Source organism: Pontibacter roseus DSM 17521 (assembly GCF_000373265.1).
Classification (GTDB): domain Bacteria; phylum Bacteroidota; class Bacteroidia; order Cytophagales; family Hymenobacteraceae; genus Pontibacter; species Pontibacter roseus.
In genome coordinates, this window is the sequence record NZ_KB890762.1 from 396,100 (window position 1) to 415,279 (window position 19,180).

A 19,180-nucleotide genomic window follows, 5' to 3' on the forward strand; every position below is an offset into this window, starting at 1 on the left:
TTTACCTGCTTTACTCTTCTTGTGATATAATAATTAGCTGAAAAGGGCCATATTTATGCTGTTCTTCACTAAAGCTATCTGTATAAGGACCAAAAGGATAATCAAATGGCTTTTTTGAAATATCAGGCCAGTCTTTGCTGATGTCTTTCTTCGGTCGAGGTAGCGAATTCACAAAAGCAGCCACGTCCCAGGCTTCTTCATCTGTAAGTTGAGGGCTGCCATACGTTGCTCCTAATGGCATATTAGCTTTCACATACTTGGCAAAGTTTGAAATACGGTATAAGCCAGCTCCGTCGTTGTAACTGTTTTCACCCCAAAGCGGAGGGTAAACATACACGGTACTACCTTCAGGTTTCATGCCTTCGCCCTCTTCGCCGTGGCATACCTGGCATTTCTGTACATATATGGCCTTGCCCAATTCCGGACTGGCCGCACGATTCAGCAGCTCTATATCCATCAAGCCAGATCCCTTTACTTTTTCTCCTTTCTTTACATCATTCCCAACCCATTGGATATAAGCGACCATTGCCTGCATTTCTTTAGAGTCTTTAGCAGGTGCAGTTCCGTTTAAACTGCGTTCAAAGCAGTCAGCTACACGTTTCGTTACATCCTCTTCCACCCCTGACCGCGCCCGAACCTTAGGATAGGTAGATGCAACTAGTGAATAGTTATTTCCAAAAGGTTTAGTGCCTGCATCCAGGTAGCAGTTCTGACAATTCATTCCGTTTGATATATGTAATACACTTCCTTCAGGGCCGAGGTATTGAGCAGTGTTCTTTACCAATTCATGGCCGTAGCGGATTAAATCACCCTCAGGTGTCGCAGGTAGCGATGCCAAATCGGGGGCTTTCCACATCTCATCGTCTGCTGTAGGTTCAGGAACTTTATCCGAAGCACTATTCTGAAATACCTGGCTCAAGTCCGGTAAGTACGTATGAGCCGGGGTGATTCGGAAGATTACAACTATAAATAACAGTAGTAACGTAGTAAGAGCACTTAAGCCTATCAAATTAGATAACTTCACTAATTGGCTTCCAAAATCTTGTCCCTGACTGATTTTCATAGTCTAATCACTTATATTGAATATAAGTACAAGCTATTGTATTGCCATTTCATAATATGTGATAAAAGTCACACGAGCCTTATTCAAATAAAAAAACTCAATATTTCAACTCCCGAAACAAAAAGAGCAGGAAGTTTATACTCCCTGCTCTAACAAACACACTAATCTAAATTCCTATCTGAAAACATAATCCACGTTTGGCAACTGCGAAAGTACCGGCGACTCCAGGTCCAGCACTTTGGCTCTTCCGTCTATCTTTGGAGATACTGTACCATTCTTTTTCAGGTATTCTTCCATTACATCGTGAACAGTATAATCCAGCACTTTCGGGTCTTTGGCGTTCGGCATGCGGCACAGCACATGGTCTGGCTCACCTGTTCTACGGCAGGCAGCCATGGTGTATTCCTTCTTCAGGTCGAGCGGCTTTCCACCAACCGTAATAGACTGTACTCGTTCACCTTTCGGGGCATTCGCATTGAAGGTCAGTTTCATTCCTGAGAACCGGATTACCCAACCACCAAAGCGCTCCAGCGGCTTTTCTGCAAATACATTATGCAGTTCCTGTTCCATCCAGTCTTTTATCTGCTGACCAGTAGCTTTGCCTGTTTTCACGTTCTCGTTCACAGGCAGCATGTTCCAGATGTCGCTGTAGGTGATAGGCGCCCTGCCTGAGGCATCCGGTACGATTGGAGTACCAAAACGGAAACCATTTGAAATGGCTATGTCAGCGCCCGTCTTTAAGCGAACCGCATCGGTGATCATGTTATCCAGCGCATTCTCCACCACCAGGTAACGGTATAGAGGCTCCGTAGTATAGCCTAGCACCCTTTCCATTTGCGCTTTGTAGGGTGCCGTCTGCTCGTCCACTATTTTCTGTACGATAGGGTCAGCCGGATATTTCTTTGGGTCTACATCCATCAGCTCATAGCTCTGGTCTACTATTTTACCATTTTTCACCTGCAGGTCCAGGCGACCAACGAAGGAACCGAACCCGCCCGGCTCTACTACCTGCGCATACTTGCGCTTCAGCGGCTTTCTGATTCTCTCATGGGTATCGTTGCCCAGTACAAAGTCCACGCCTTCAATTTCAGGTTGATCAGCAAGATAGATTTGTTTTGAAATGCCCAGGTGCGTTACCAGGAACAGGATGTCTACGCCTTTTTCTTCTTTTAGCTCTTTGATGAGTGGTTGCAAGTTGTCTTCCAGTCCTTTAAAAATAAGCCCTTTGCTGAACACCGGATTTTGGCGAACAGGCACTTCCGGGTCGTTGTAGGAGATAAATCCCAGCTTAACACCTTTCATTTCTTTGATGATGTACGGCGGGTACAGCATCTCAGAACTGGCTTCATCATAAATGTTGGCACATACTACAGGCTTGCCATACGAGGCCAGTATACTGCGCATTTTCTGGCTGCCGAAAATCACTTCCCAGTTACCGGGAATCAGGAAATCATAATCCATTGCTTTGATGACCGGGGCTATGGCATCTCCTTCCGACATGGCGGCCACGGCGCTTCCCTGTATCAGGTCGCCACCATCCACAATCACAGTGCCTTCGGGATTTTCTGCCTTTACCTGTTTGAAGAGGGTTTGGATGTTGGCCATACCGCCACGCTCTTTAAACACAAACTCACCGTTTTCTACAAACATCTCCTGGTGGGGCATCAGCTGCCCATGGATGTCTGCTGTCTGTAAGATGGTTATGATTTCGATGCCATCGTTGTTGGCTATGGTTTCACTGTTTCCTGTTGTTTGGCAACTGCTAAAAGCTGCCAAGCCAATAACAGATAGGGTTGAGAGTATGATTTTATTGAAGTTTAGCTTCATGGTCTGTAGATAAATAGGTAATGGGGATAAGCCTCATCAGTATAGGTATATCTGATTCGATTAATTGATTTTAAAGAGATGCACCGAGTCTTCAGGCTCTACACCTGAAGGAATAGCTACAAAGGAGCAGGAAGGGTGCTGATAGTAGAAGGAAACCACAGGTTTGATTATACCTGTTGCTGCCAATGAATAGGAAAATGATTAGACAAGCCGGGGCGGGTCAGGCTCTAGTAATTTGCTAAAAGAGAGGTATGTTGCCTGTTTGTATCCAGACGTGTGAAAGCCCAGGTACAGAGGCACAAACACGAATTCACTGGTAGGCGCCGTACTTATGAGTTTTACAGAACAGTGGATTTCCACAGTACCATCCTTCTTCCCTTTTTCTGTAACTGGTGCTTTAGTTAGAAGCTGCTTTACAGACTGGGTATTTTCACCCGTTGCTATGAACTGCTTTTTGGCTTCTTTTCTGAGGCAAACTTTCTTGATAGATACACCCGCACGTTCTCCAGGCACGAAGCTGATTACGGTCAGCACCGCAAGATGTAACATTAACATCAAAATAGCCCATATGTGCAGGTAGTGCTTCAAGTAAAAGTTTTATAGTTTATGACTGAGTTCTACTGTGATATTTTACAAAACAAGCGAAAGACCATGAGCTTAACTGTGACATTTGTCACATTGGTTCAGGCAACAATGTGTGTAATTGCAAACTATAGACTTATTAAAAGCTTATAATTAAACTATGCCTATGAACTATGTAGTAAAACTAATTGCTTTCGTGCTGTTTTTTGGATTTAGCAGTTGTCAGCAGGAAACAGGTAGTACAAAAGTAAACTTAAATGCAACCGAAGTAAAGCAACTCATTGCATCTGATCAGGATATTATAGTGCTGGATGTGCGGACACCTTATGAATTTCAGGACGGCCACCTGGAAGGCGCTGTTAATATAGACTATACTTCACCGGATTTTGAACAGAAAATAGCCAAACTGGACACAGCCGCTACCTACCTGCTATACTGTAAATCCGGTAACAGAAGTAGCCGTGCTACAGCTGTCATGAAGAGCCATAATTTCAATAACATTTACAACGCAACCGTAGGGTTTGATGCACTCAAATCAGCAGGGATGCAAACAAAATAAACCGTGGAGATTTCAAGCAAAAGATATATTCAACTGGGCATTTTTTGGCTGATACTGTTACTGATTGTAATAACAGACTTTATTGGTGCGCCGCTCGCTTTATTCTCAGGTATCGTATTAGGCCTGATTTTCGGTAATCCGTATCCGGCAAAGCTGAGCAAATTTACCAAGTATTCTTTGCAAGCTTCGGTAGTAGGCTTGGGTTTCGGCATTAACCTGTACCAGGTAGCTGAAACCGGCTTAACAGGCTTCTTCTATACAGCCATCTCCCTTATTGCCACCATGGTGGTCGGTTTGCTTTTGGCGAAACTGTTAGGCGTTGAGAAAAAGCTGAATCACCTTATTACTGCCGGTACAGCTATTTGCGGGGGAAGTGCCATTGCTGCCGTTGCCCCGGCTATAAAAGCATCAGAAAAGGAAATTTCTGTAGCGCTGGGTGTGGTATTCATTTTGAATGCGGTAGCCTTGTTTATTTTCCCATTTATCGGTAATCAGTTGCAGTTAACGCAGGAACAGTTCGGGGTTTGGGCCGCTATTGCCATACACGATACCAGTTCCGTCGTGGGGGCTGCCACGGAGTTTGGTGAAAAAGCTCTCGAAATTGCCACTACGCTTAAACTAACGCGTGCGCTGTGGATACTCCCAATGGTACTGATTACAGGCTTTCTGTTTAAGTCGGAAGGCAAGGCAAGCTTCCCGAAGTTCATACTTTTCTTCCTGGTAGCATCCCTGTTCAGCACTTTTCTGAGTGGCCTGAGCGAAGTGTATGGCTGGCTGACCTTGCTGGCCCGAAAAGGCTTGGTTATCAGTTTATTTTTAACTGGTGCAGGCATTAGCATGTCGTTGCTCAGAACCATAAGTATCAGGCCTTTTTTGCAAGGAGTGGTGCTTTGGTTGGTAGTAGCCACCGGTTCTCTGCTGGCAGTTTATTATGTAGTCTAACAGAGCAGGATTGCCTATAAAAGGTATGATGTAACATATTTAACTCAATGGCTACACGACTAACTAAACTTAGTGGTGTAGCCTTATCTACTTAACTATGTAAAGACAAACGAACTTAACTATTCTTCAACTCAACGATACCCATGCCTACCTGGAGCCCCACCAGGAAATGTTTTGGGAGAATGGTACAACGAAATACCGTAAAGCAGGCGGCTTTGCTAAAATAGCAGGGTACTTAAAGCAACTCCGCCATGAGAAGCTGGATGCGGTGCTGGCACTAGATTGCGGCGACACATTTCATGGCACCTTTCCGGCTGTTGCATCGAAAGGTGAAGTAATGATACCTGTGCTGAACGAACTTGGCCTGGCAGCCATGACGGCACATTGGGAATTTGCCTATGGCCCGGAGCAGTTCAGGAAACTGACTGCCATGCTCAATTATCCCATCCTGGCTATCAATGTGTATGATAAAACTACGGATAAGCTGGTGTTTGAGCCTTACACGCTGAAAGAAGTAAATGGCGTTAAAATAGGTATAGTGGGCATTGCCTGTAACATCGTTGATAAGACCATGCCACCCCATTTCAGTGAAGGCATTTACTTTACACTGGGTAACGAAGAACTTCCCGGCTACATTCAAAAGCTAAGGCAGGAAGAAAAGGTTGATTTAATTGTACTGATTTCTCACCTCGGCTTCCCGCAAAACATGAAGCTGCTTTCCGAAGTGGAAGGTATAGATGTCTGTCTGAGTAGCCACACCCATTACCGAACCTCTAAAGCCATAAAACAAGGGCAGACGATTGTGATGGAGTCTGGTTGCCATGGTTCCTTCTTGGGGCGGCTGGATCTGATTATTGAGAAAGGCAGAATCTCCAACTATAAACATGAGCTGGTAGTAGTCTCTGATAAATTACCCGACGATGCCCACATGCAGGAGCTGGTTCAGCAAGCTGTTCAGCCTTACCATAAAGAGCTAAGCCAGACAGTGGGGGAGACGGCTACGGTGCTGGACCGGAACAACATCCTGGAATCTACCATGGATAATTTCCTGCTGCAAAGTATGCTACACGCAACAGGAGCAGAGCTAGCTTTTTCGAATGGCTGGCGTTACGGAGCGCCTATCGTTCCCGGGTCTGTTACCCTGAACGACCTTTACAACATCATTCCCATGAATCCGCCTATACAAACGGTGGAACTGACAGGGCAGGAACTGCAATACATGCTGGAAGAGAATCTGGAGAAAACGTTTTCGCCGGACCCCTACGCACAGCAAGGTGGCTTTGTAAAACGGTGTATGGGATTAAGGGCCTTTATAAAAATAGAAGCACCCAAAGGCACCCGTATCCAGAAGCTCTTTGTGAACGACGAAGAACTGGACTTACAGCGAACGTATAAGGCTTCTTTCGTGACGGAGCAGGGCGTGCCTTCAGCGTATGGTACCAACCGCGCCGATGCAGGTATAAAGGCTATCGAAGCCATGAAGCAATACCTGAATAACCATTCACCAGTCCATGCAGACCTGCTGGGCACGTTCACGGCTGTATAAATCTCACCAATTAAACACTAATACGATGAGGATAAGTATGCATTTAGGAATACGCTTTATGATGGCGCCACTTATACTTGCCGGCGCCTGTACAAACTCAAACCCAGCAGCAACGGCTGCAAGTGAAATGACAGGAAAAGAACAGAAATCAATCAGCATTTTGCATACAAATGACATGCATGGAACCTACAAGCCTTTCCTGACGACAACTGATAACGCTACTGCTCAAACCGGCGATGCAGGCCGTGACACGCTTATTACGTTCAATAAAGCCGCAAGAATTGGGGGCTTCGCGTACCTGGCCAGCGCTGTGAAAAAAGTGCGAACAGAGAAAGGTGCAGATAAGGTGTTGCTGGTTGATGGGGGCGATACCTTTAGTGACGACCAACTTGGCAACCTGACCAAAGGAGAAGCCATGATCCGGTTCATGAATGCGGTGAATTATGACCTGATGGCGCTTGGAAACCATGATTTTGATTATGGGTTACAGCGCACACGCGAACTGCAGCAAATGGCAACCTTCCCGATGCGGGCAGCCAACATTACAGATGACAACACGCAGCAACCTGTTTTCGGAGAGCCTTATATTATAAAGGAAAAGAACGGGGTAAAGGTGGCGATTCTGGCACTTGGCTACCGTAATACTCCTAAAACGGGCAATCCAGACAACGTAAAAGGACTTAGCTTTAAGGTGGGCCAGGAAGTAGCACAAGCCTATGTGCCGGAGCTCCGAAAGAAAGCCGATATAGTGGTCGTGCTTTCGCATGAAGGGACGGCGGTGGATTACAAAATGGCCCGCGAAGTAGCAGGTATAGACCTAATCATAGGTGCTCATAGCCACGACATCCTGGAGCCAAGAAAGAAGATAGGGCAGACCTATGTGGTGCAGGCGATGTCAGATGCGGCAGTATTGGGCGAAACAGAACTGGTAGTCAGGGACCAACAACTGGTTGATGTGAAAACGCATCATCATTGGCTCTGGAACGAGCAGGTGCAGCCTGATGCAGCCATGCAGGCGCTGATAAACGAGCAGCGGAAACCACACCTGGATAGGCTGCAAGAACATGTGGTGGATAGCAAGGCAACTATCGGCCGTCAGTATAAATCTGAAAGTCCATTTGATAAGCTGGTAGGTAATCTTCTGCTCAAAGAATTCAAAGGAGATGTGGCCATCATGCCGGGAGTGGGTTATGGTATCTCTTTAAAACCAGGCCCTGTGACAAGTGAAGAAGTATACAAGCTGTTGCCACACCCATCTAAGATAGTAACTTTGACCATGACGGGTAGGCAGTTAACGATGACTCTTGAGCAGGCGGCCAAAAACCTGAAGCCGGCTAACAAACTGGATGCGGTAGGTGGTCTTATCCAGACAGCTGGTATTCGCTACCAAATGGACCTTACCAAGCCATTGGGAAAACGAATCAGCAAGGTTCAAATCAAAAATCAGCCTATAAATGATAATCAAGACTATAGGATTGTCACCCACAACGGTTTACTAACCGGATTGCACAACTTCGATGAGTTAGGGAAGGGGCAGAACATCAACAGAACAGCGCAACCATTAACTGAATTTATCATTCAGAAGTTAAAGGAGATGAAGACAATAGACATGCCATCTAATATGGGAGAAGTAACCATCAAACGCTAAGTATAAACTACACCCCCAACCAAAAGCCCCGTGGTAAAGATTTACTACGGGGCTTCAATTTTTATTATAGCTTTATAAGTTTAAAACTTAATGTAGCTCCAGCCTTCTTCCTGTTTGGAAACGATTTCGCCTATGCCCATTGGCACGGTAGGTATGTTCGGCAGCAGTTGGCTCTTTTCTACTTTAGCTCTTTTCATCGTATTCTCGCAAGCGGCAAAAACTACTCCTTTGGCCTGTAGTTCTTTTATGGCGTTGGCTTGGGTCGATTTTCCTGTAACAAGCAGGTTGAGTGCTTTGCCGTGCACCACCACTTCAATCTGTGCATCCGGCCAGCCACGCTTGATGTTGTTGAGTTGTCTCATCAGGCCGGCATGCATGGTGGTGTCAGCTACCGACAGATCGTATACAATCTTGCGCTGCGATGTTTGCTCAGTTTTTTTAGCTTTTGAAGTTGTCTGTGCATGGGCTATGGAAATGGGCGCTATCAGCGAAGCCAACAGCACCATTATGATTAGTTTCAATTTCATAATTTGCTTGTTTTGGTATGTGGTTAGTTAAATTCTTGAACTGGGAAGTAAAGTTTCTATAATTCAATTGGTTGTACTCCATACGCATAATCCACTTCTCGCAAACTATGCGTATGGAGTACAAACATTATTTTTTTACCATTCCCTGCAGAAACTCCACCACTTCCGGCGTATTGTAATCGGCCATACCTTCCTGCTTGGCTACAATCTTACCTTGCGGCGAAATGATGAACGTGGTAGGTATAGCATTTGAGTAAAACTCCTGCGGGAACTGGCTTGCCGGCATGTACACCGGGAATGTATAGTCTTTCTTGTCAATAAACTTCTTTACCTTCTCCATGCCACCTTCATCTACAGACAGCATCACGAAGGCAATTTTATCAGAGCCTACCTTGTCGTATAGTTTCTGGATGTTAGGCATCTCGGCGATACAGGGCGGGCACCAGGTAGCCCAAATGTTCAGGAACACCACCTTCCCCCTCAAGCTTTCAAAGGCTACTTGCTTGCCCTGCAGGTCTACCATCTGAAAACCGGCTCCCGCCATTTCAGTATTCGCCACGGCAGCTGCATCTACTACGGCTGTAGCATCCGGGTTCTGTAATGTTTCCGGTACATCTGCATTTTTGATGCCCGTAGCCAGCAGTATACGCTGCACCTGCCCGATGGCTTCGGTATGAAGACCAGTCAGGTATAAAATCCCAAAAATGCCAAGCATCACAGCCCAGCCAGGTATATCCTTTATCGAAAATTTCTTCTTATCCATGATGTGAATTTGTTAATGAAGCTAAGTTAGCTGAATCTTTTAAGATGCTCTGTGACTAAAGTTCCACAGTCGTATAGCCTTTTTGCTTAAGGTCAAACATGTAGGTCAGGCCATTCGGCGTGATTTCCACTCCATCTACCAAATCGGCAGCAATAATGTTGAACTGCTTCAGCGACATGCCGCACAGCATGTACGTAACCCCGGCAGCCCTGCCTTTGGCTATCTCTGCAGCCATCGCACCGTCTTTTTTGAAGGCTTCTACCGACTTTCCGCAGGCCATCACTACAAACGATTCACGGTTATACTTGCTGTCTTTGGTAATTGTCTCGGCGGTATTTACGGCCGCCTTCAGGTGGTTGGGTTGGCTAATGAGCACGGCATATTTCGTGGTTGTAGCAGGTAAAGATGTAACCTGTTGCGTGGCATTTTGAGCACTTGTCGTGGCGCAGGAACCAAGCAATACCATTAGCCCAATAGCTACTATCGTTACATAACTCTTGTTTTGTGCAGGTATAGGAATGATTCTCTTTTTCTGTTCCAGGAACGAATCTATACTATAGTACACAGCGCCGTTTATGATAAAGAAGATAAGCAAACCTATCAGCGCCACGTTCTTGAACAAAGGCCCGTAATCTCCGCTGCCTACCTGCACGGTTAGCGTAATCGGTATTAGGATAGCGAGCAAACCAGCAGAAGCCAGTTTGGTTTTAAAGCCAAGCAGCAGCATAAAACCACCTATCAATAGGCCAACACCTGATAGCAGTATTAGCGTTTCGGCAGGAGCCATCCAGGTGGCCAGATGCGCGAATGGCGCCTTTTCTAATCGGGCAGCTGCACCGGCAGTTTTCACAAAGTGGCTTACACCAGCCATGATAAAAATCAGGCTGCCCAAGCTACGCAGCACCAGGAATGATATTCTTTGTTTTGGAGTAGTTTCCATGCGTTTTAATTTTCTTAAAATAACTTGTTAGATAAGGTATGAGCATACCTATAGCAACTTACCTTTTGGCAAGTACAGCTATGGCAGCACCAACAGTAACTGTAATCAGTTGAGCTGTTGCTTCAATGGATAAAAGTGTATTTTAAGAAATCCGGGGCGGCTTAGGGTCGTACTCGAGCACAGGAGATAGGTGCTTCCGGATGTGTGGGAGAGTAAAATCCTGTTTAGCTGATAAAAGATTAATTAGCTCTGAATGCAGTTCGTTTACGACAGCATATACCTGCTGACTGCAATCTGCAGCTATACCCGTGGCATTGTTTTGCTGGTTGGAGTGCGTCTGGTGTTTCAGGCATTTTTTGGCGCAAGGCTTTTTGCCAAAACGTTTGCTGTATGTACAGTCTTTTTTCAGCGCTGCCTGCTGTGCAAAGCTGCGCAAACTATCGTTCTTCGGCGTTGCGAAGAGCAGGAGCGTCAGGCTTACAAATAACAGCAGGTAGTTTTTCATGTATGTTTTTTATGCGCTCTACAGTATCTGTTTAAAAAGAAACTAAACAGAAGCTATGGTAGCTTAATCTTTCCTTCAGAGTGTTATATAGTTAGGTAGCTTTAACAAAGTTAGTGCTGCATTCCTTACTATGCCACAGCAGTTTTTTGGTACAGCACATCCTGAATTCTGATAATAATCCAGCGCCGACTGTAAGTATAGCAGTGCCAAGTATAACAGCTTCCAGTCCGAACAAGTCACCAAATATACCGGCAGCAACCGCACCAGCAACGTAACCAAAATCACGCCAGAACCGGAAAATGCCCAAGCTCTGTGGCCGTTGGCTCGGATGCGTGTTCTCGGCTACTACCGAAAGGAAATTCGGGTAAACTAAGGCCGTCCCAGCTCCCAGTATAATGAGTGAAGCCACCAAAATAGGGTAGGAGCTGGCAAATAAAAGCAGGCCTATCGCCACACCCTGTATCATCATGCCCATGCTCAGCAACTGCTTTTTGCAAAGCACGTCGCCCAGTTTACCAGTTACCAGCTGGCCCAGTCCCCATACCACCGGATATATGCCAGCAAGTAAACCTGTTTCGGTCAGGGAATATCCTTTGGTACTTAACAGCACAGGCAGCAAACCCCACAAAATGCCATCGTTCAGGTTGTTGACAAAACCGTTCAGTGTAACAGAACCCAGGTTACTATGTCGCCAAGTAGTGTCTCTCCAGAGGTTGTGCAGCAGCGGGATGTTGGTCTGCTTTGTTTCTGTCTGCACATGGCTGTGCGTATCACGCACCAGGAACACCGTCAGTAGCAAGCCAATTATGGAGAATGCAATACCCGGAATAAAAGCATAGGTTACTTCGCCGGTAGTAGAAGCGATATAGCCAGCCAAGAAAGCTACCAAACCAACAGCCAGGTAACCGGCAAATTCGTTGATGCCCATGGCCAGGCCACGGTTTTTTTCACCTACCAGGTCAATCTTCATCACTACAGTGGCTGACCATGCCAATCCCTGGTTAATACCCAGCAGCAGGTTCGCAAAGATTACCCACCACCAAGCATCGGCATACAGCAGCAGCCAGGGCACAGGCAATGCAAACAACCATCCAATAAGTAACAGTTGCCGGCGGGTGTATCTAGTAGCCAAACGGCCCATCGCCAGGTTAGCGCCCGACTTGGCCAGACCAAAAGCAACTATAAACGACAAAAGCGCTGTATGCCCGTTAATACCAAACACCGTTTCGGCAAACTCTGGTATCACCGAGCGCTCCAAGCCTACCATTGCGCCCACAAAGCCATTTACGAGCACCAGCAGCCAGAACTGCCTTGCATTCTCCCGTAAGCCGAGCTTTGTTTCTGAAGGTTGTGCCATCTTACTTGTATAGTTTCTTTACCTGTTCAGATTATGCAGGAAAGCCACCAGTTACAACACCGGTGACTCTCACAACACAAAACACTCTTAGCCAAATTTCTTAATGCGGTAATCTGTCTTTTATAGCGCCGTACAGGTACGTACCGGCAATAGCACCAACTACTGCTATCAGGATAGACCAGTACTGGAAGCCGATGTTCACGAACATAGGTCCCGGACAAGCCCCTGTCAATGCCCAGCCTAATCCGAAGATGATACCACCTATCAGGTAGCGCGGAACAGACATTTCCTTCGGTGTAAAGGTGATTGGGTTGTCCTGAAAATCACGTAGTTTGTATTTTTTGATAACGTAGGTGATGATGATACCCAGTACGACAGCCGTACCAATGATGCCATACATATGGAACGATTGGAAGCGGAACATCTCCTGGATACGGAACCACGATATGGCTTCCGATTTACTCATCACGATACCGAACAGAATGCCGGCAATTATAAATTTTAATCCTCTCACGGTATAAATCTCTTTGTTTAGTTAATGATTTAGCTTCGTATTGCTTTCTTTAGAATATCAAGGGCATCAGTACCCATGTGGTGAACAAACCACCAATAAAGAAGCCGATAACAGCAATAAGTGAGGGCAACTGCAGATTAGATATTCCGCTGATGGCATGGCCCGAGGTACAGCCACCTGCATAACGTGCACCGAAACCCACAGCAAACCCGCCCAGCAGCAGAATCAGGAAGCCTTTAAGCGAAAAGGCATTCTCCATGCTAAAGATTTCTTCTGGCTGCATACCATCCGGTGCTGAAATACCAAGTGCACTCAAATCTTGTATAGTTGCCTGTGAGATTTGCACCGCTTCGCCATTTGACAAAAATTCTGAAGCGATGAAACCACCAACGATTGCACCTACCAGGAACAACAGGTTCCAGGTCTGGGAGCGCCAGTCAAAATCAAAGAACTTGACAGTTTTACCAGCACCACAAGCGGAGCAAATGGTGCGCAAGTTGGATGAGAAACCAAATGACTTACCAAAGAACAGCAGGATCAACATAACTAAGGCTATGACAATACCTGATGTATACCAAGGCCAAGGCTGACTCAAAAATTCTAACATTTCTTACTCGTTTAGTTTAGGTTTAGTAGATAGGGCAGGAGCCTGTTTCCAAACTCCCCACCTTTTCATTTTTATACTTTTTTATTTTGGCCAGGCACCGATACCGCCGGCCAGGTTATAGGCTTTAAAACCTTCTTTGCTCATGATGTCGCAAGCGGAACCGCTGCGGTTGCCGCTGCGGCAGAACACGAAATACTCTTTGTTCTTATCCATCGTTTTAAGTGCCTGCTGAAACTGCGATGATGACACATCCAGGTTCTTAGCACCTTTGATAGAACCACCGGCAAATTCACCGGCTGTTCTCACATCCAGCAGCTCCGCTTTCGCAGCACTCTGATACCTGGTTCTGAATGTAGTGCCGTCCAGGTTCTCGTAGTTTTTTGGTTTTGTTCCGAATATATTAAACATAGCTTTTCTTCTTAAATTCTTGTTGTGTTTCAATTACAATACAAAGGTCGGCATAATAGGAGCCATTGTCTGTGACTTTGGTCACGCAGGAAAGAGAAGTTCTATTAAACTCAAAGGCTGGCGCAGCATCACACTACGCCAGCTCATCAAGCGTCTTTAACTATAAGAAATTACTTCAGCGTGCTCGGGCAAACAAAAGCTGTTTTCGGTACGCTGGTTTCAGCAATAGCCTTAAAACCACCAGCCACATTCACCACATTTTCAAAGCCCCTGACTTTCAGGATAGATGCCGCAATCATAGAGCGATAACCACCGGCGCAATGCAGGTACATGGTGTCTTCTTTCGGCAGTTCAGCCAGGTGCTCGTTCAGGTAGTCTAGCGGGGCGCTTTGTGCTGTTTCCACGTGTTCTGCCTGGAACTCACCCGGCTTGCGCACGTCTACTACTTTGATAGAGTTGTTTTGCTCAAAACGCTGTGCAAATGTCTCTGCAGAGATAGAATTGATAGCATCTGCTTCTTTGTCAGCCTGCTTCCAGGCATCCATGCCGCCTTTTAGGTAACCAATGGTATAGTCGTATCCTACACGTGCTAAACGGGTCACTACTTCCTCTTCACGTCCTTCGTCTGTTACCAGCAATATCTGCTGTTTGATGTCCGGAATCAACGTTCCTACCCATGGGGCGAAGCTGCCATCTATGCCGATGTTGATAGCGTTTGGTATAAAACCAGTTGCAAATGTCTCCGGGCTGCGGGTATCCAATACCAGGGCGCCCGTTTCGTTGGCTGCCGCTTCAAAGGCGTCCGGCGACAGGGCCTGCAAGCCTTGCTCCAGCACGCTTTCAATGTTATCGTAGCCTTCCTTATTCATCTGCACGTTCAGCGGGAAATAACTTGGCGGCGGTGTTAAGCCATCTGTCACTTCTTTGATGAACTCTTCCTTGGTCATGTCGGCACGAAGGGCGTAGTTCGTTTCTTTCTGGTTGCCTAGCGTATCGCTTGTCTCTTTGCTCATGTTCTTACCGCAGGCAGAGCCAGCACCGTGCGCCGGGTACACAATCACGTCGTCCGCCAAGGTCATGATTTTGTTGCGCAACGAGTCGTAGAGGTGACCTGCCAATTGGTCCTGTGTTAAGTCAGATTTTGCTGCCAAGTCTGGACGTCCCACATCCCCGATGAACAGAGTATCGCCAGAGAAAAGCGCGTAATCTTTCCCGTTCTCGTCTATCAGCAGGTATGTGGTAGACTCCATCGTGTGGCCCGGGGTATGAAGCACTTTTATGCTTATATCACCCACTTTCAATTCTTCACCGTCTTTTGCGATGTAAGCATCATAAGTAGTCTTGGCATTTGGTCCGAAAACAATTGTTGCACCTGATGCTTTGGCCAGGTCCACGTGACCTGAAACGAAGTCGGCATGGAAGTGTGTCTCCAGCACATACTTAATAGTAGCATTATCCTTCTCTGCTTTTTCCAGGTATGGCTTTACTTCACGAAGCGGGTCGATGATAGCAGCTTCGCCCTTGCTTTCGATGTAATAAGCTCCTTGTGCCAGGCAACCGGTATAGATTTGTTCTACTTTCATGGTAGTTGATTTTATGGTTTTTGAGTTTCTAGTCTCTAAGCTTTATTATCACCCTTTCACCTGGATGACACTACAAATTTCGGAATAAGAATAGCCGAAGTCTGTGACTTATATCACGCTGTCAGGCCTATGCAAAAAATATTTCTTTGATGATGATGTAAATGCCCATCACGAGCACAAACCAGCCGAAAGAAGTCTTCAGTTTGTCGGCGTGGATTTTAGTAGATAGGTAGGTGCCAATGAAGATGCCGGCGATAGAAATGGCTGAGAAAATGCCCAGGAACAACCAGTCAATCTCATAGTTGAACACGTCGCCTATAAAACCGAACAGCGATTTAACAGCTATGATAAGGAGTGACGTACCCACCGCCATTTTCATGTCCAATTTACTGAAGAGCACGAGCGCCGGGATAATCAAGAAACCACCGCCTGCGCCAACCAGGCCGGTAAGCGTACCTACCACCAGCCCTTCAGCCAGAATGCCTCCATAGTTGAACTTTGGTTTCGGGTGCGTCTCAGCAGGATCTGTGTGCTCCACATCGAGTTCCGTGTCGATGTTCTCATCAACCACATCAGCTGGCTCTGCCGGTACTTCCTTTTTCTTTCTAATCATGGATATAGAGGCAAACACCATCAGACCTGCGAACAGGAGCATCAACAGCACGCCTTTGGTTACTGCCAAGTCACCTACTGTAAACAGGTTTTCAGGTATAGCGGGTACCAAGTAGCGCCGCGTCAGGTATACTGCGACAATAGAAGGTAAACCAAACACGACAGCCGTTTTCATGCTGACCAGTCCCTTTTGATAAAATTTGTACGAGCCTACTAAACTGGTTAGGCCAACTATAAACAAAGAGTAAGCGGTAGATATAACCGGGCTAAGGCCAAGCAAATAAACCAGTACCGGTACGGTGAGTATAGAACCGCCGCCACCAATCAGGCCAAGAGATAAACCAATGAGTAAAGCAGCGATGTATCCGAGTATTTCCATTTCTTAAAGTCTTATCTTGATTTCTAGTACAAAGGTAGGGTGGTGCAGGAGGGAGTACAGTGACTGTTGTCACATAGGAAATTTGCTCAAAATTTAAAGCAAAAGGCGACCTAATAAAATATCAGGCCGCCTTTTGCTTTTGTCTTTCTGTTTAGACTATATCTAAGTCGTGTACTTCTATGTAATTTCGGTGAAGTGTGATAGCGCCGGTTTGCTCTAGTTTTTTGAGTAGCCTGGAAATCACTTCACGGGAACTGCTGAGCTCATTGGCAATCTGCTGGTGAGATAATTTAACTTCGTTTCCGCTTACTTTTACATGGCGACGCAGGTAGAAGATAAGTCGCTCGTCTAAGGCTTTGAATGCTACACTATCCAAGGTTTGCAGGAGCTCTTCAAAACGTTGGCGGTACGAAGCAATCACGAAGTTGTGCCAGGTTTTATACTTGGCTAGCCACAGCTCTGATAGGTGCGATGGAATCAGGATAATCTCAGATTCATCCACTGCTTTTGCCATAATCTGGCTCTGTTCATCACGTGCGGTACACATCATGGAAAGGGCGCAGGCGTTTCCTGGTTCCAGGTAATACATCAAAAACTCATTGTCTTCTTCGTCTTCGCGATATACTTTCAGCAGACCTTTAGAAAGCAGCACAGTCGATTTAATGTACTGGCCGGTGCGCAGCGCTTCTTCACCTTCCTCCAGGTGCTTAAAGGTGCTTTGGGCCAGTATCTCGTCCAGCAGGGGCTGCTCTAACTGTGAGAACTTCTGCAGTAACTCTTCTTTATGTATACTTTCCATATTATCCTGTACGTTTTCCCTATTCAATAGGTCCGGTAGTATCTTTTGTGTGTTGTTTGGTCTGGGGCACGCTGCAGCCTGTTGGTCCGCAACAGCCTGTATTCAAAATAGCCTGTCCGAAAAGCAAAATGGCAAATGCACCAACCAGCACATCGCTTGTCGCTATAGCCTGTACCAGCAGTGCTATACCTAGCGCCAAACGAATCCACCTGGCCGGGTGCCAGCCAGTCAGCAGTTGATATTTTAAAGTCTTTATCATGCCTTCTCAGATAAACTAAGCGTTGCATTCTGACCCTGTTCTATTGCTTGTTCTGATTCCAGAGAGGCCAGGTAACGCTCGGCATCCAGGGCAGCCATACAGCCTGAACCAGCCGCTGTAACTGCCTGGCGGTACGTAAAATCCTGCACATCGCCACAGGCAAATACACCGTCAATATTGGTCTTGCTCGTTCCGGGTATCGTGCGGATATAACCATTTTCGTCCAAATTCAGGTAATCGGCAAATATGTCTGAGTTCGGTTTATGCCCGATAGCCACAAAGAAGCCCTGTACCGGGATTTCCCTCAACTCATCAGTCAACACATTGCGCACACGCATCCCCTGTACCGTCTGCTCGCCTAGGATTTCGTCAGTCACTGTATTCCATAGAATCTCAATGTTGCGTGTCTTCTTTACACGTTCCTGCATAATGGTAGAAGCACGCATTTCATCACGGCGTACAATCATATATACCTTGTTTGCAAGGTTGGCCAAATAGGTGGCCTCTTCAGCTGCCGTATCGCCTGCGCCTACTATGGCCACATCCTGCCCACGGTAGAAGAAACCATCGCACACGGCACATGCCGATACGCCACTGCCATTTAGGCGTGCCTCAGATTCCAGGCCTAGCCACTTGGCGGATGCTCCGGTGGAGATAATAACTGCTTCGGCTTCTATTACCTTTTGGTCGTCTATCGTTACCTGATGGGGTTTAGAAGAGAAATCGACAGCAGTAGCGATGCCATAGCGCACGTCGGTACCAAAGCGCTCTGCCTGCCGCTTAAAATCCTCCATCATCTGAGGACCATTGATGCCGTCTGGGTAGCCGGGGTAATTTTCCACGTCGTTTGTGATGGTAAGCTGACCACCGGGCTGCAAGCCCTGATACAATACAGGGTTCAGGCCGGCTCTGGAAGCATAGATTGCAGCAGTATACCCGGCAGGGCCAGAACCAATTATCAAAACTTTAACCTTTTCTTTTTCCATTGTAAATAGGTTTCTCTTAGCTAAAGACGGAATGTTTTCCCGTCTTATTGTCTGTTCAAGTTAATCATGCGAAGCCTCCTTTCCCTAAGGGGACAGGGAGCTGTCTTGCTTTACAAAGGAAGCGTTTTACTTAGCATTGGTCAGTGATTTTAGTCACATAGTATAGCAGTGAAGCCCGTAATGCTCTAGAGGCAGGACTTACTTACATACACCTACTGCCTGCACTTCTTAAGCACAGGCAGTAGGTGTATGGTCTTATTATTTTCTGTCAGCCGATGTAAACCTCCTGGAAACCAAAGCTCCCACGACAGTGCCGTATAGGGTGCTATTAAAAGGGCTGGAGCTGATGGCACAACTACCGTCACACCCATAGAAGGCATAGAAAAGATAGCCCAGTATGCTGCCGGCCAACATGCCTAACATCAGCCTGGAGCTTGCATTAGTTTTTAACTTATTCAGTTTCATAAGGCCAGTTACCTATGCCGCCACTCAGGTTATACAATTTTGTAAATCCTTGTCCTGCCATATAGTTGCAGGCCTGGGCACTTCTATTGCCTGATCTGCAGTATAGTACATACGGTTTGTCTTTATCCAGTGCATCTACTTTTTGTGGAAACTGGGCATCCATCAGGTCTATTACCTGCGCGCCCGGTATTTTGCCTTGGCTTACTTCCATGGGAGTGCGAACATCTACCACAACGGCATCAGGCTGCTCTTCACGAAGCTTTTTAAGCTCTTCTCCAGATATATCTTTATAGCTCATGATTGTTGTTA

At 46.4% G+C, this 19,180-nt stretch carries 21 protein-coding genes; 4 read left to right on the forward strand and 17 right to left on the reverse strand.

Annotated features, from left to right (window positions below):
- Positions 1-10: 10 nt before the first annotated feature.
- From B051_RS0108225 to B051_RS0108235, 3 genes are all read right to left on the reverse strand, one after another.
- Entirely contained in the window at positions 11-1,063 is a 1,053-nt protein-coding gene (locus tag B051_RS0108225) for a c-type cytochrome (RefSeq protein ID WP_018477718.1), read from the reverse strand.
- 174 nt (positions 1,064-1,237) lie between these two features.
- Positions 1,238-2,890: a bifunctional metallophosphatase/5'-nucleotidase gene (locus tag B051_RS0108230; RefSeq protein ID WP_018477719.1), complete on the reverse strand. Its 1,653-nt coding sequence runs from the start codon at positions 2,888-2,890 to the stop codon at positions 1,238-1,240.
- A 201-nt stretch (positions 2,891-3,091) separates the two neighbouring features.
- On the reverse strand, positions 3,092-3,478 hold the full coding sequence (locus B051_RS0108235) for a hypothetical protein (protein ID WP_018477720.1): 387 nt from the start codon (positions 3,476-3,478) through the stop codon (positions 3,092-3,094).
- 160 nt (positions 3,479-3,638) lie between these two features.
- On the opposite strand from B051_RS0108235, the gene B051_RS0108240 reads away from it, so the two are divergent.
- The 4 genes from B051_RS0108240 to B051_RS0108255 all read left to right on the forward strand — a co-directional run bounded on the left by B051_RS0108240 (position 3,639) and on the right by B051_RS0108255 (position 8,167).
- Positions 3,639-4,031 (forward strand): rhodanese-like domain-containing protein, encoded by a 393-nt coding sequence (locus B051_RS0108240; protein ID WP_083919444.1) that lies wholly within the window; start codon positions 3,639-3,641, stop codon positions 4,029-4,031.
- 3 nt (positions 4,032-4,034) lie between these two features.
- Positions 4,035-4,973, forward strand: coding sequence for a YeiH family protein (locus B051_RS0108245; RefSeq protein WP_018477722.1), 939 nt, complete (start codon positions 4,035-4,037; stop codon positions 4,971-4,973).
- 121 nt (positions 4,974-5,094) lie between these two features.
- Complete coding sequence (locus B051_RS0108250; RefSeq protein ID WP_026236269.1) at positions 5,095-6,519, forward strand: bifunctional metallophosphatase/5'-nucleotidase; 1,425 nt, start codon at positions 5,095-5,097, stop codon at positions 6,517-6,519.
- Between the two features lie 25 nt (positions 6,520-6,544).
- A complete protein-coding gene (locus B051_RS0108255; RefSeq protein ID WP_018477724.1) occupies positions 6,545-8,167 on the forward strand; it encodes a bifunctional metallophosphatase/5'-nucleotidase in 1,623 nt (540 codons plus the stop codon).
- An 80-nt stretch (positions 8,168-8,247) separates the two neighbouring features.
- Here the strand turns inward: B051_RS0108255 and B051_RS0108260 are convergent, their stop codons facing one another.
- From B051_RS0108260 to B051_RS0108325, 14 genes are all read right to left on the reverse strand, one after another.
- Entirely contained in the window at positions 8,248-8,694 is a 447-nt protein-coding gene (locus B051_RS0108260; RefSeq protein ID WP_018477725.1) for a DsrE family protein, read from the reverse strand.
- 127 nt (positions 8,695-8,821) lie between these two features.
- Entirely contained in the window at positions 8,822-9,457 is a 636-nt protein-coding gene (locus B051_RS0108265; RefSeq protein ID WP_018477726.1) for a TlpA disulfide reductase family protein, read from the reverse strand.
- A 55-nt stretch (positions 9,458-9,512) separates the two neighbouring features.
- Entirely contained in the window at positions 9,513-10,397 is an 885-nt protein-coding gene (locus B051_RS0108270; RefSeq protein WP_018477727.1) for a DoxX family membrane protein, read from the reverse strand.
- 142 nt (positions 10,398-10,539) lie between these two features.
- A complete protein-coding gene (locus B051_RS22700) occupies positions 10,540-10,902 on the reverse strand; it encodes a hypothetical protein (RefSeq protein WP_018477728.1) in 363 nt (120 codons plus the stop codon).
- Positions 10,903-10,993: 91 nt separating this feature from the next.
- On the reverse strand, positions 10,994-12,259 hold the full coding sequence (locus B051_RS0108280) for an MFS transporter (RefSeq protein WP_018477729.1): 1,266 nt from the start codon (positions 12,257-12,259) through the stop codon (positions 10,994-10,996).
- A gap of 100 nt (positions 12,260-12,359) precedes the next feature.
- Entirely contained in the window at positions 12,360-12,773 is a 414-nt protein-coding gene (locus tag B051_RS0108285; RefSeq protein WP_018477730.1) for a DUF6691 family protein, read from the reverse strand.
- A 49-nt stretch (positions 12,774-12,822) separates the two neighbouring features.
- Positions 12,823-13,380, reverse strand: a complete 558-nt coding sequence (locus B051_RS0108290; RefSeq protein ID WP_026236270.1) for a YeeE/YedE family protein — start codon at positions 13,378-13,380, stop codon at positions 12,823-12,825.
- A gap of 81 nt (positions 13,381-13,461) precedes the next feature.
- Positions 13,462-13,788 carry a rhodanese-like domain-containing protein gene (locus tag B051_RS0108295; protein WP_018477732.1) on the reverse strand — a complete coding sequence of 109 codons (327 nt, stop codon included), beginning with the start codon at positions 13,786-13,788 and terminating at the stop codon, positions 13,462-13,464.
- A 170-nt stretch (positions 13,789-13,958) separates the two neighbouring features.
- Entirely contained in the window at positions 13,959-15,371 is a 1,413-nt protein-coding gene (locus B051_RS0108300; RefSeq protein ID WP_018477733.1) for an MBL fold metallo-hydrolase, read from the reverse strand.
- A gap of 127 nt (positions 15,372-15,498) precedes the next feature.
- The gene (locus tag B051_RS0108305) at positions 15,499-16,362 is read right to left on the reverse strand and encodes a sulfite exporter TauE/SafE family protein (protein ID WP_026236271.1); all 864 of its coding nucleotides are present in this window, start codon (positions 16,360-16,362) and stop codon (positions 15,499-15,501) included.
- A gap of 151 nt (positions 16,363-16,513) precedes the next feature.
- Positions 16,514-17,161, reverse strand: a complete 648-nt coding sequence (locus B051_RS0108310) for a Crp/Fnr family transcriptional regulator (RefSeq protein WP_018477735.1) — start codon at positions 17,159-17,161, stop codon at positions 16,514-16,516.
- Positions 17,162-17,180: 19 nt separating this feature from the next.
- Positions 17,181-17,420, reverse strand: a complete 240-nt coding sequence (locus B051_RS22705) for a hypothetical protein (RefSeq protein ID WP_018477736.1) — start codon at positions 17,418-17,420, stop codon at positions 17,181-17,183.
- Positions 17,417-18,406: a thioredoxin-disulfide reductase gene (gene trxB / locus B051_RS0108320; RefSeq protein WP_018477737.1), complete on the reverse strand. Its 990-nt coding sequence runs from the start codon at positions 18,404-18,406 to the stop codon at positions 17,417-17,419. Before trxB ends, B051_RS22705 begins: the two co-directional genes overlap by 4 nt.
- Before the next feature lie 451 nt (positions 18,407-18,857).
- The gene (locus B051_RS0108325) at positions 18,858-19,169 is read right to left on the reverse strand and encodes a rhodanese-like domain-containing protein (protein WP_018477738.1); all 312 of its coding nucleotides are present in this window, start codon (positions 19,167-19,169) and stop codon (positions 18,858-18,860) included.
- Positions 19,170-19,180: the final 11 nt, after the last annotated feature.

What these genes read in the sequence shown, in the direction of transcription:
- B051_RS0108225 (WP_018477718.1), bottom strand. Translation starts at nt 1,063, where the DNA reads ATGAAAATCAGTCAGGGACAAGATTTTGGAAGCCAATTAGTGAAGTTA.
- B051_RS0108230 (WP_018477719.1), bottom strand. Translation starts at nt 2,890, where the DNA reads ATGAAGCTAAACTTCAATAAAATCATACTCTCAACCCTATCTGTTATT.
- B051_RS0108240 (WP_083919444.1), top strand. Translation starts at nt 3,639, where the DNA reads ATGAACTATGTAGTAAAACTAATTGCTTTCGTGCTGTTTTTTGGATTT.
- B051_RS0108255 (WP_018477724.1), top strand. Translation starts at nt 6,545, where the DNA reads ATGAGGATAAGTATGCATTTAGGAATACGCTTTATGATGGCGCCACTT.
- B051_RS0108260 (WP_018477725.1), bottom strand. Translation starts at nt 8,694, where the DNA reads ATGAAATTGAAACTAATCATAATGGTGCTGTTGGCTTCGCTGATAGCG.
- B051_RS0108265 (WP_018477726.1), bottom strand. Translation starts at nt 9,457, where the DNA reads ATGGATAAGAAGAAATTTTCGATAAAGGATATACCTGGCTGGGCTGTG.
- B051_RS0108270 (WP_018477727.1), bottom strand. Translation starts at nt 10,397, where the DNA reads ATGGAAACTACTCCAAAACAAAGAATATCATTCCTGGTGCTGCGTAGC.
- B051_RS22700 (WP_018477728.1), bottom strand. Translation starts at nt 10,902, where the DNA reads ATGAAAAACTACCTGCTGTTATTTGTAAGCCTGACGCTCCTGCTCTTC.
- B051_RS0108280 (WP_018477729.1), bottom strand. Translation starts at nt 12,259, where the DNA reads ATGGCACAACCTTCAGAAACAAAGCTCGGCTTACGGGAGAATGCAAGG.
- B051_RS0108290 (WP_026236270.1), bottom strand. Translation starts at nt 13,380, where the DNA reads ATGTTAGAATTTTTGAGTCAGCCTTGGCCTTGGTATACATCAGGTATT.
- B051_RS0108295 (WP_018477732.1), bottom strand. Translation starts at nt 13,788, where the DNA reads ATGTTTAATATATTCGGAACAAAACCAAAAAACTACGAGAACCTGGAC.
- B051_RS0108300 (WP_018477733.1), bottom strand. Translation starts at nt 15,371, where the DNA reads ATGAAAGTAGAACAAATCTATACCGGTTGCCTGGCACAAGGAGCTTAT.
- B051_RS0108305 (WP_026236271.1), bottom strand. Translation starts at nt 16,362, where the DNA reads ATGGAAATACTCGGATACATCGCTGCTTTACTCATTGGTTTATCTCTT.
- B051_RS0108310 (WP_018477735.1), bottom strand. Translation starts at nt 17,161, where the DNA reads ATGGAAAGTATACATAAAGAAGAGTTACTGCAGAAGTTCTCACAGTTA.
- B051_RS22705 (WP_018477736.1), bottom strand. Translation starts at nt 17,420, where the DNA reads ATGATAAAGACTTTAAAATATCAACTGCTGACTGGCTGGCACCCGGCC.
- trxB (WP_018477737.1), bottom strand. Translation starts at nt 18,406, where the DNA reads ATGGAAAAAGAAAAGGTTAAAGTTTTGATAATTGGTTCTGGCCCTGCC.
- B051_RS0108325 (WP_018477738.1), bottom strand. Translation starts at nt 19,169, where the DNA reads ATGAGCTATAAAGATATATCTGGAGAAGAGCTTAAAAAGCTTCGTGAA.